The organism is Sphingopyxis sp. RIFCSPHIGHO2_12_FULL_65_19, assembly GCF_001830555.1.
GTDB lineage: Bacteria > Pseudomonadota > Alphaproteobacteria > Sphingomonadales > Sphingomonadaceae > Sphingopyxis.
In genome coordinates this window covers 97,317-107,985 of sequence record NZ_MIAM01000063.1, presented here as the reverse complement: position 1 = coordinate 107,985, position 10,669 = coordinate 97,317, and the positions used below count along the sequence as shown (strand labels likewise).

General features: G+C 64.0%; 9 protein-coding genes. 6 read left to right on the top strand and 3 right to left on the bottom strand.

The features are described 5' to 3' along the window. Positions 1-1,137, top strand: a 1,137-nt coding sequence (locus A3E77_RS17435; protein WP_293648277.1) for an aspartate kinase, incomplete at its 5' end; no start/stop codon positions are given. Here A3E77_RS17435 and A3E77_RS17430 read toward each other — a convergent pair. Further along, complete coding sequence (locus tag A3E77_RS17430) at positions 1,138-1,722, bottom strand: inner membrane-spanning protein YciB (RefSeq protein ID WP_293648274.1); 585 nt, start codon at positions 1,720-1,722, stop codon at positions 1,138-1,140. A 413-nt stretch (positions 1,723-2,135) separates the two neighbouring features. On the opposite strand from A3E77_RS17430, the gene A3E77_RS17425 reads away from it, so the two are divergent. Further along, positions 2,136-2,282: a hypothetical protein gene (locus A3E77_RS17425; protein WP_293648272.1), complete on the top strand. Its 147-nt coding sequence runs from the start codon at positions 2,136-2,138 to the stop codon at positions 2,280-2,282. 166 nt (positions 2,283-2,448) lie between these two features. Here A3E77_RS17425 and katG read toward each other — a convergent pair whose 3' ends face one another. Both katG and A3E77_RS17415 read right to left on the bottom strand, forming a co-directional pair. Continuing rightward, entirely contained in the window at positions 2,449-4,647 is a 2,199-nt protein-coding gene (gene katG, locus A3E77_RS17420) for a catalase/peroxidase HPI (protein WP_293648270.1), read from the bottom strand. 314 nt (positions 4,648-4,961) lie between these two features. Next, positions 4,962-5,285: a hypothetical protein gene (locus tag A3E77_RS17415; RefSeq protein WP_293648268.1), complete on the bottom strand. Its 324-nt coding sequence runs from the start codon at positions 5,283-5,285 to the stop codon at positions 4,962-4,964. Positions 5,286-5,356: 71 nt separating this feature from the next. Here A3E77_RS17415 and A3E77_RS17410 point away from each other — a divergent pair, with 71 nt between their 5' ends. From A3E77_RS17410 to A3E77_RS17395, 4 genes are all read left to right on the top strand, one after another. After that, the gene (locus A3E77_RS17410; protein WP_293648266.1) at positions 5,357-6,361 is read left to right on the top strand and encodes an NAD(P)H-dependent flavin oxidoreductase; all 1,005 of its coding nucleotides are present in this window, start codon (positions 5,357-5,359) and stop codon (positions 6,359-6,361) included. A 32-nt stretch (positions 6,362-6,393) separates the two neighbouring features. Next, on the top strand, positions 6,394-7,149 hold the full coding sequence (locus tag A3E77_RS17405; RefSeq protein WP_293648263.1) for a hypothetical protein: 756 nt from the start codon (positions 6,394-6,396) through the stop codon (positions 7,147-7,149). Positions 7,150-7,235: 86 nt separating this feature from the next. Then, the gene (gene ptsP, locus A3E77_RS17400) at positions 7,236-9,536 is read left to right on the top strand and encodes a phosphoenolpyruvate--protein phosphotransferase (RefSeq protein WP_293648260.1); all 2,301 of its coding nucleotides are present in this window, start codon (positions 7,236-7,238) and stop codon (positions 9,534-9,536) included. A gap of 151 nt (positions 9,537-9,687) precedes the next feature. Then, a complete protein-coding gene (locus A3E77_RS17395; RefSeq protein WP_293648257.1) occupies positions 9,688-10,668 on the top strand; it encodes a glycosyltransferase family 2 protein in 981 nt (326 codons plus the stop codon). The last annotated feature ends 1 nt before the right edge of the window (position 10,669 follow it).

Genomic DNA, 10,669 nt, shown 5'->3' with positions numbered 1-10,669 from the left:
GTCGTCGTCTCGGCGATGGCGGGCGAAACCGACCGGCTCGTCAATTTCTGCCGCGAGGCGAACCCGCGCTACGACCCGGCCGAATATGACGTCGTCGTCGCCGCGGGCGAACAGATCACGTCGGGCCTGCTCGCGCTCACCCTGCAGGCGATGGGCACCCCCGCGCGCAGTTGGCTCGGATGGCAGCTCCCGATCCGCACCGAAGAAGCGCACGCCCGTGCCCGCATCGCCGACATCGACACCGGCGCGCTCGCCGCCGCGATGGCAAAGGGCGAAGTTGCGGTAATCCCCGGCTTCCAGGGCCTGATGGACGATGGCCGCGTCTCGACATTGGGCCGCGGCGGCTCGGACACCAGCGCGGTCGCGGTCGCCGCGGCGCTCAAGGCCGACCGCTGCGACATCTACACCGACGTCGACGGCGTCTATACCACCGACCCGCGCATCGTCGCGCGCGCGCGCAAGCTCGACTATGTCACCTATGAGGAAATGCTCGAACTGGCGAGCGTCGGCGCGAAGGTGCTCCAGACGCGGTCGGTCGGGCTCGCGATGAAAGAGGGCGTGCGCGTGCAGGTTCTTTCGAGCTTCGTCGAGGGCGACGAGGCTCCCAAAAAAGGCACGATGATCGTCAGCGACGAGGAAATAGAGGAACATCAGATGGAACGGCAGCTGATCACCGGCATCGCCCACGACAAGAATGAAGCGAAGATCATCGTCACGCGCGTGCCCGACAAGCCGGGCGCGGTCGCGAATATCTTCGGCCCGCTCGCGGCGTCAGGCATCAACGTCGACATGATCATCCAGAATGTCGGCCGCGAAAAGGGCGAGACCGACGTGACCTTCACCGTTCCCGCCACCGACCTGCTGCGCTCGATCGACCTGCTCGAAAGCGCAAAGGAAAAGATCGGTTTCAACCGCATCATCAGCGACGACAAGGTCGCGAAGATCAGCGTCGTCGGCGTCGGCATGAAAAGTCACGCCGGGGTTGCGAGCACGATGTTCCGCGCATTGGCCGACCGCGGTATCAACATCCAGGCGATCTCGACCAGCGAGATCAAGGTCAGCGTGCTGATCGACGAGGATGAAACCGAACTCGCGGTGCGCGTGCTGCACACCGCCTATGGGCTCGACGCCGACTGATCACTCCGCCGCGAGCGGCTGCAATTCGCCGCCCGCGCGGCGACGCAGCCGTGCCTGGCCGATGAAATGCACCACCGCGATGTGGACCGCGAACAGGCCGAATTTCGACGCCAGCGGAAATATGCCGATGAACAGCGGCCACCATGCGGTAAAGCCGATCGCGATGACGAGGTTGAGGCCCGCGCTGGCGAACATCAGCGCTGCCCAGATCATCCCGAAACGGTCCATGACATCGCCGACCAGCGCCAGCTGCTCGGGCAAGATATAGCGGTTGAGCCAGCCCTTGCGTAGCATCACCGTTCCGACGATCAGATAGACGATGGTGGGCTTTGCCATCACAAAGCGCGGATCGCCGGTAAATAGCGTCGCGGCGGCGGTCAGGAGCACCGATGCAAGGCTGATCCATTGCAGCGCCGCGACATTTTTGCCGCGCGCCAGTTCGTAACCGACGACCGCCAGCGCCACAAGCGTGCCCGCGATCGTCGCCGGCACGATCCCCGCGCCCGTCACCAGCAAGATGGCAAAGACGATGACCCCCAGCGAATCGAACAGCATCGGTCCGAGGGCGTAGAGCAAGGTTTTCATCCGGCCATCCTTTCCGACTCTATGTTATCGACGTAAACATTGAGCGAAAGGCGCGGCGAGGTCAAGCCGAAATTGACATTGTTAACATACGCCCCCCTAGGCCGATAACGAGCGGCAGGGGGCGATCAAAAGTGGAGGTTCTGGCCTATCCTAACCCGTTTGCATCCAGCGAAGTCGAGATGCCCCTCGACATCGCGCTCTTTCGATGGCTGTCTCGACTTCGCTCGACACGAACGGACAAAGAGGTTCGCCGGCTGGCGGCCGATAGCGGACGTTTCTTCTCCCCTCCGACTTGCAGGAGGGGGCGGGGGTGGGTAGCGGCGCCGCGATCAGCCCGCCCCGCTGCGGCCAGCTTCGCTGCCGCATGGGACAGCGCGATTTCGATGGGGCGTACCCATCAATTCAGCATCGCGATGGACCGCGCGATCAATGGTGTCACGGTCGTGCGCGTGCTGAATGGTGGCGCGATCGACGTCTCCGGCGGCCCCGACATGGACATCATATGCTCGATGCTGCGCGAGGATGCAGCGCAGCTTAAAGCCACAAAGGACATATTTTGAATGCCCGCATAGGGGGCTTTTGTGGCTTTAGGGCGGGATGACATCAGGCGCCAAGCCCAAAAGAAAGACCCGCCCCCAGGCCCATGTCCCCGGGGGCGGGCCCGCGACCCGTCGTCCTTTGGCCGCCTTCGGTCCCGCGGCATGATGCGGGACCGAAGGCGCCGGATCAGGCGAGGTCGAAACGGTCTGCGTTCATCACCTTGGTCCATGCCTTGACGAAGTCCTTGACGAACTTTTCCTCATGGCCCGTCTCGGCATAGACTTCGGCGACCGCGCGCAGTTCCGAATTGGAACCGAACACCAGGTCGGCACGGGTGGCGCGCCAGGTTTCGCCGCCGCCCTTGCGGTCGGTGGCGACATATTCCTGGTCGTCGGACCCGTCGACGGCTTTCCACACATTGGTCATGTCGAGCAGGTTGACGAAAAAGTCGTTCGTCAACTGGCCCGACCGCTTGGTGAAATGGCCGTGGCCGCGCTCACCATGATTGGCGCCCAGCACGCGGAGTCCGCCGATCAGCACCGTCATTTCGGGCACCGACAAGCCGAGCAGCGAAGCCCGGTCGAGCATCATTTCCTCGGTCTTCACCGCGAGCTTCTTTTTGCCCAGATAATTGCGGAAGGCGTCGGCCTCAGGCTCCATCACGGCAAAGCTATCGGCGTCGGTCTGCTCCGCCGTCGCGTCGCCGCGGCCGCCGGTAAAGGGCACCGAAACGGCGAACCCTGCATCCTTGATCGCCTTTTCCAGCCCGACAACGCCGCCGAGCACGACCGCATCGGCCATCGACATCGAACCGCGCAGCCCGTCCAGCGTATCCAACACCTTCGCCAGCATCGCGGGTTCGTTGACCTCCCAATCCTTCTGCGGAGCCAGGCGCACGCGCGCACCGTTGGCGCCGCCGCGGAAATCGGACTTGCGATAGGTGCTCGCCGATGCCCAGGCGGTCTTGATCAGCTGGCTGACGGTCAGACCGCTCGCTGCGATCTTGTCCTTCACCGCCTGCACCTCGGCATCCGACGGCATCGTCCCGGCGGGGATCGGATCTTGCCAGATCAGGTCTTCGGCCGGGACTTCGGGACCGAGGTAGCGGACCTTCGGCCCCATGTCGCGGTGCGTCAGCTTGAACCAGGCGCGCGCAAAGGCGTCCTTGAACGCTTCATGGTCGTTGCGGAACCGTTCGCTGATCGCACGATAGGCGGGATCGCGCTTCAACGCCATGTCGGCGGTGGTCATCATCGTCGGGACCTTGATATTCGGGTCCCACGCCGCCGGGGCCATATCCTCCTCTTTCTGGTTGATCGGCTGCCACTGGTTCGCACCTGCGGGCGATTTCACCAGCTCATAATCATAATCGAACAGCAGACGGAAATAATTCTCCGTCCATTCGCGCGGCGTGTTGGTCCACGCACCCTCGATGCCGCTGGTGACCGTATGTTCGCCGATGCCGCCGCTTTCATGGCTGCTCACCCAGCCAAAGCCCAGCGCAGCAAGGTCGCCGCCCGCGGGCGCCGCACCCAGCAACGAGGCGTCGCCGTTACCGTGCGCCTTGCCGAACGTATGCCCGCCGGCGGTCAGCGCCACGGTTTCCTCGTCGTTCATCGCCATGCGCGCAAAGGTTTCCTTCATGTCGCGCGCCATGCCTTCGTCGTCGTGCGGATTGCCCTGCGGTCCTTCGGGATTGACGTAGATCAGGCCCATCTGGATCGCGGCGAGCGGGCCTTCGATGTTGTCCATCCCCTTGCCGGGGTCGATGCGGGTCTGCACGCCCTGGTTGACCCACTTGTCTTCGCTACCCCAATAGATGTCGCGTTCGGGCTCGAACACGTCGGCGCGGCCACCGCCAAAGCCGAACACCGGCCCGCCCATGCTTTCGATCGCGACATTGCCGGCCAGGATAAACAGGTCGGCCCAGCTGATCTTGTTGCCATATTTCTGCTTGATCGGCCACAGCAGGCGGCGTGCCTTGTCGAGGTTGCCATTGTCGGGCCAGCTGTCGAGCGGCGCGAAGCGTTGCTGCCCGCTGTTCGCGCCGCCGCGGCCGTCGGCGGTGCGATAGGTGCCCGCGGCGTGCCACGCCATGCGGATGAAGAAGGGGCCATAATGCCCATAGTCGGCCGGCCACCAGGGCTGGCTGTCGGTCATCAACGCGGTCAGATCGTCCTTCAGCGCCTGATAGTCGAGCGACCGGAACGCCTTGGCATAGTCGAAATCGTCACCGAGCGGGTTCGACGACCCGTTGGGGTTCAGGATCTCCGTCGCCAGCATCTCGGGCCACCAGTCCTTGTTGGTGCGGCCGAGCAGCGCGCGCACGCCGCCCTTATGGACCGGGCAGCCGCCGCCGGCGTCGATGGGGGTCTGGTCGTTCATACAGTCTCTCCTCTTATGATTTATCGGAACATGTGGCGCGGCCGGATGACCGGGGCATGACGAGCGGACGACACCGGGGTCGCCAGCGGGGGTCGGCCGAGTGGTCGGTTTGGGGCGCGGTGCGAGTCGATGCCGTCATCCTTTCGCTTTGTTCGCCCGACGATAGGCCCCGCCCTGCCATCGACCTAACCGAATAAGCTGAATTCAGTGATTGAGTGGTCCGATTAGAACGCCGCCACCTCCCTTATGTTCGCTGCATTCATCGTGGATGCGACACGGCCGGGCGAAGACCCGCGAAAAACCGGAACATCCCGTCATCGGGCGGGTTTCTTGGGTGCCGCACGGATGATGTCATGCGCGGTAAAAGGAGAAGGAAAGTGGCTAACAACCCCAACCAGCAGAACGAAAACAAGCCGCAGGCGGATCGCGACGAAGAACAGCGTCGCCAACAACAGCAGCAGGGCGGCCAGAACCGCCAGCCCGGCAGCGACCAGCGTTCCGATCAGGACCGCGACAAGAACCCGCAGCAGCGCTGATTTCCAGCCTGCATGAGAAAGGGGCCGCCCGCGGGCGGCCCCTTTTCCATGCGCCGCCAGTCGCCCAAAGCTCCAATCGCGGCGCCAGACCGATTCCGACATGCGACGGGCCGTTGATCGCAACTGCCGCAATCCATTGCACCGCGCCGCCGGGACTGGCAAAGGCGCTTTCAATGAGCAAAATTGACGAACTGATGGCCCGCGGGACCGACCTTCTCGGCAGCGACTACGCCATCCTGTGCGGTGCGATGAGCTGGGTCTCGGAACGCCATCTGGTGAGTGCGATCAGCAACGCTGGCGGCTTTGGCGTGATCGCGTGCGGCGCGATGACGCCCGAACTGCTCGACGCCGAAATCGCCGCGACCAAGGCGCTGGCGACCCGCAACTTCGGCGTCAACCTGATCACCATGCACCCCCAGCTGTTCGACCTGATCGACGTGTGCGCCAAGCATCGTGTCGGCCATGTCGTGCTGGCGGGCGGCCTCCCGCCCAAGGGCAGCCTGGAGGCGATCAAGGCGTCGGGCGCAAAGGTGATCTGTTTCGCCCCGACGCTCGCGCTCGCCAAAAAACTCGTGCGGTCGGGCGTCGATGCGCTCGTCATCGAGGGCATGGAGGCCGGAGGTCATATCGGCCCGGTGTCGACGAGCGTGCTGGCCCAGGAAATCTTGCCGACCCTCGCCGACCAGGTGCCGGTGTTCGTCGCCGGCGGCATCGGCCGCGGCGAGGCGATCGCCGCCTATCTGGAAATGGGAGCTTCGGGCGTTCAACTCGGCACCCGGTTCGTCTGCGCCACCGAGAGCATCGCGCACCCCAATTTCAAAAAGGCCTTCTTCCGCGCCTCGGCGCGCGAGGCGGTCGCCAGCGTTCAGATCGACCCGCGCCTGCCCGTTATCCCGGTGCGCGCACTCAAAAATGCTGGGACGGAAGCCTTTACCGCTAAGCAGCGCGAGGTCGCCAACAAGCTCGACAAGGGCGAGGTCGACATGATGGAGGCCCAGTTGGAGATCGAACATTATTGGGCAGGCGCGCTGCGCCGTGCGGTCATCGACGGCGACGTCGAAAATGGCTCGTTAATGGCAGGGCAATCTGTCGGTATGGTATCCGAAGAAGAGAGCGCGGCTGCAATCGTCGCATCTCTGGTGCAACAGGCCGAAGCCGCGTTGCACGCGCGGGGTTGATGCCGCATGATCATGCGGTCGGGGAGTGGAATATGAAGTTGTCGCGGAAGATCATCCTGGCTGGCCTGCTGGCGAGCGTCGCCGCCTGTGCGCCCAAACCTCCCCCGCCCCCTCCTCCGCCGCCCCCGCCGCCCGTCGTGATCGTCGTCCCGCCGCGTCCGTTGCCGCCGGGGAACGCCTCGCTGACGCAGATCCTGCCCGGCCGCGCCCTCGACGGCCGTTTCGTCACCGCGAACAGCAATATCACCGGCGACCGTGCTTTCTGGCAGCTCAAGATCGGGCTCAACGTCGCGGCGATCGGCTGCCGCGGGGCAGAGGAAACGACGCTGGTTTCGGCTTATAACAATATCATCAAGACGCATGGCAAGGTGATCAAATCGACCGAAAAGTCGGTGATCTCCCAGCTTGGTAAGGAAAATCGCAACAACGGTATCGCGCCGCGCGATCGCCTTTCGACGCAACTATTCAACTATTTCGCGCAGCCGCCGGCGCAGCGCGCTTTCTGCGCGCGCGCCAACGAAATTGCCCAGCTTGTCTCGGCAACGCCGACGGCGCAGCTTGTCGAACAAGCGCCCGCGCACCTCGCGCGGCTCGACCAGCCGTTCCATGATTTCTATGAAGCCTATGCCCGATACCAGGTCGACGCTATCGCATGGGATGCCAAATATGCGCCGCGTCCCGCCGCCGCGCCGGTCTTTGGCACGCCGACGCCGGTGACGCCGGTCGGCCCGACGGCCGCATCAACGGTGCCGGCCACCGGCTCGACCCCGCCGATGGGGAACCGCTGACACCGCGCCGGACGGCGCAAGAATAGATCGGCCAATCGCGCGCGGGGTATTGGCGCTCACGCCATCCTTCTGTTAGCAGGATGGCAATGACCAACGCCCCGCCCCCACCCTCTTCCGCCGCCCAGTCGGCGCGTACCATCCTGACCCGGCTGCACGAGGTCATGGCATCGCGCGCAAATGCGCAGGGCAAGCTGAATCAGGTCGTCGGCATCATCGGCGAATGCCTCGACAGCGAGGTGTGTTCGATCTACCTGCTGCGCGACGGCGCGCTGGAGCTTTACGCGACGCGCGGGCTGAAGCAGGAAGCGGTGCATGTCACCCGCCTCGGCCTTGGCGAAGGGCTGGTCGGGATGATTGCCGACCAGATCGAAACGCTCAACCTCGACGAGGCGGCGGCGCATCCGGACTTTTCCTACCGCCCCGAAACGGGCGAGGAATTGTTCCACAGCTTTGCCGGCGTACCGATTATTCGCCGCGAACGCGCGGTGGGCGTGCTTTGCGTCCAGCACGCCGATCCACGCCGCTATGACGATATCGAGATCGAAACATTGCAGACGGTCGCGATGGTGCTGTCCGAACTCATTTCCAACGCCGACCTTGTCGATACCGCGGCGCGTATCGACGCGGCCGCAACCGACCAGTCGGCGCAGCGACTGAACGGACAGAAGCTGGTCGATGGCATGGGCGCCGGGGTCGCAGTGTTTCACCAGCCGCGGATCACCATCGAACATACCGTCGCCGACGATACCGAGGCCGAGCGCCACCGCGTTTATGCGGCGTTCGACAAGATGCGCGAACAGATCGACCGCATGGCGAACCAGGCCGAATTCGGCGTCGGCGGCGAGCATGACGAGGTTATCGAGACCTACAAGATGTTCGCTTATGACGAAGGCTGGTCGCGGCGGATCAACGAGGCGATCGATAGCGGCCTGACCGCCGAAGCGGCGATCGAACGCGTCCAGCAACGCACACGGATGCGGATGCGCCAGATCGACGACCCGCTGCTGCGCGACCGCATGCATGACCTGGAGGATCTGTCGAACCGACTGATCCGCATCGTGTCGGGCCAGATGGGCACCGCGGCGCAAATGGGCGGGCTGCGGCAGGATTCGATTCTGATTGCGCGCAACCTCGGCCCGGCTGAACTGCTCGAATATGACCGCCGCCGCCTGAAGGGTGTCGTGCTCGAGGAAGGATCGCTGACCGCGCACGTCATTATCGTTGCGCGCGCGATGGGCGTTCCCGTGCTCGGCCGCGTCAGCGACGTGCGCGCGTCGATCCGCGAAGGCGACTTGCTGCTGCTCGATGCGGTTGCGGGGGCGCTCCACGTCCGCCCGACGCAGGCGGTGCAGGATGCGTTCGACGCCAAGCTGGAAATTTCACAAAAGCGCCGCGCCAATCTCGCCGCACTGCGCGACCTGCCGGCGGTCACCAAGGACGGCGTGCCGATCGAACTGATGATCAACGCCGGCCTTCGCGAGGACGTCGCCGCGCTCGACCTGACGGGCGCCCGCGGGATCGGGCTGTTCCGCACCGAATTCCAGTTTCTGGTGTCGGCGACGTTGCCGTCGCGCGACCGTCAGCAGCGCCTGTATCGCGACGTGCTCGACGCCGCGGGCGATCGGCCGGTCATTTTCCGCACCGTCGATATCGGCGGCGACAAGGCGCTGCCCTATATGAACGTCGGCGACAGCGCGCAGGAAGAAAATCCGGCGATGGGCTGGCGCGCGCTGCGCCTTGCGCTCGAACGCGAAGGGTTGCTGAAGGTCCAAGCGCGCGCATTGATGGAGGCGGCTGCCGGGCGGACGCTCAACGTCATGTTCCCGATGGTGTCCGAACCGTGGGAATATGAAGCCGCGCGCGACCTGTTCGTCGCCCAGCGCGCGTGGCTCGCGAGCCACAACAAGAAACTTCCGGTCGCGATCCGTTATGGCGCGATGCTCGAAGTGCCTGGACTGGTCGAAACGCTCGACCTGATGCTGCCGCATCTCGATTTCCTGTCGGTCGGCACCAACGACCTTACCCAGTTCCTGTTTGCAGCCGACCGCGCGCACCCGCGCCTCGCCGAACGCTACGACTGGCTGTCACCAACGGTCATGCGCTATCTCGCCCGCGTCGTGCGGATCGTTTCGGGCTCGAAAATCGCGCTTGGTGTCTGCGGCGAGATGGGCGGACGCCCGCTGGAAGCGATGGCGCTGCTCGGCGTCGGAATCGAACGCCTGTCGATCACCCCCGCCGGGGTTGGCCCCGTGAAGGCGATGATCCGCTCGCTCGACCTCAGCGCCCTGCGCGCCGATATGCCGGCAATACTCGCCCAGCCCGCGCCCGATCCGCGCGGCCAGTACCAGGCGTGGGCCGAGCAGCATCAGGTCGATCTCGGCGACTGAATAGCGCCGTCGTGCTTTTCGGTGTCGTGCGGCGGGCTCCCGCTGTCGAATGACACCGACAGACGCGGCCTCTAAACAGTTGTTAACTAGTTTCGCCTAGCTTCCCGAAAGAAATTGATGAGGTTTCGTGGGGGTTTCCTGAAATATGTATATGAGCGTTGGGCAGCTGAGGGCCGCGAACCTACTCCCGTATGAAGGCAAGGCGCCGACCATCGCCGTTCTTCTGCCCTGCTATAACGAGGGCCTTGTCATCGACACGGTCATCGCGCGATTTCAGGCGATGCTTCCGTGCGCGACAATATATGTCTACGACAATAACAGTAGCGACAATTCGGCCGAGGTCGCACGCAACGCCGGCGCGATCGTCCGCACCGAGAAGCGCCAGGGCAAGGGCTTTGTGGTCCGCCGAATGTTCGCTGATATCGACGCCGACATCTATCTAATGTGCGATGCCGACGAGACCTATGACGCAGAAGCGGCGCCCGATCTGATCCAACAGCTCGTCGACGATGGCCTCGACATGGTAGTCGGTACACGCACCGACGTCAGCGGCACGGCCTATCGACCCGCGCATCGGTTCGGCAACTGGATGCTGACGTCGCTGGTCCGGACCATGTTCGGCGGCGGGTTCCGCGATATGCTCAGCGGCTATCGCGTCTTTTCACGACGCTTCGTCAAATCTTTCCCGCCGATGTCGCAGGGCTTTGAAATCGAGACCGAGCTGACGATCCACGCCCTGCAACTCGAAATGCCCGTGGGCGAGACCTCGACGCGCTTCAAGGACCGCGTCGAGGGGTCCGAAAGCAAGCTGCAAACAGTATCGGACGGCTTCCGGATACTGTGGACGATCGCGGCGCTGCTCAAACAGGAACGTCCCTTCGCGCTGTTCGGTTCGATCGCGCTGGCCCTGTTCTGCATGTCCTTGCTGTTCGGCTATCCAGTCATCACCGAATATATGGCTAGCGGAACAGTCCCCCGACTTCCAATGGCTGTCTTGGCAACGGGCACGATGATTCTGGCATTTCTGAACCTGTTCAGCGGCCTGATCCTCGACACAGTGACCCGCGGACGCAAGGAAGCAAAATTGCTGCGCTACCTCCAGCTTCCGGGCATCCAGACCGCCCTGAATTGAC

Bases quoted from the DNA above. Each gene is read 5' to 3' on its own strand.
- A3E77_RS17430 (WP_293648274.1), bottom strand. From the start codon at position 1,722: ATGAAAACCTTGCTCTACGCCCTCGGACCGATGCTGTTCGATTCGCTG.
- A3E77_RS17405 (WP_293648263.1), top strand. From the start codon at position 6,394: ATGAAGTTGTCGCGGAAGATCATCCTGGCTGGCCTGCTGGCGAGCGTC.
- ptsP (WP_293648260.1), top strand. From the start codon at position 7,236: ATGACCAACGCCCCGCCCCCACCCTCTTCCGCCGCCCAGTCGGCGCGT.
- A3E77_RS17395 (WP_293648257.1), top strand. From the start codon at position 9,688: ATGAGCGTTGGGCAGCTGAGGGCCGCGAACCTACTCCCGTATGAAGGC.
- A3E77_RS17410 (WP_293648266.1), top strand. From the start codon at position 5,357: ATGAGCAAAATTGACGAACTGATGGCCCGCGGGACCGACCTTCTCGGC.
- A3E77_RS17415 (WP_293648268.1), bottom strand. From the start codon at position 5,285: ATGTCGGAATCGGTCTGGCGCCGCGATTGGAGCTTTGGGCGACTGGCG.
- A3E77_RS17425 (WP_293648272.1), top strand. From the start codon at position 2,136: ATGGACCGCGCGATCAATGGTGTCACGGTCGTGCGCGTGCTGAATGGT.
- katG (WP_293648270.1), bottom strand. From the start codon at position 4,647: ATGAACGACCAGACCCCCATCGACGCCGGCGGCGGCTGCCCGGTCCAT.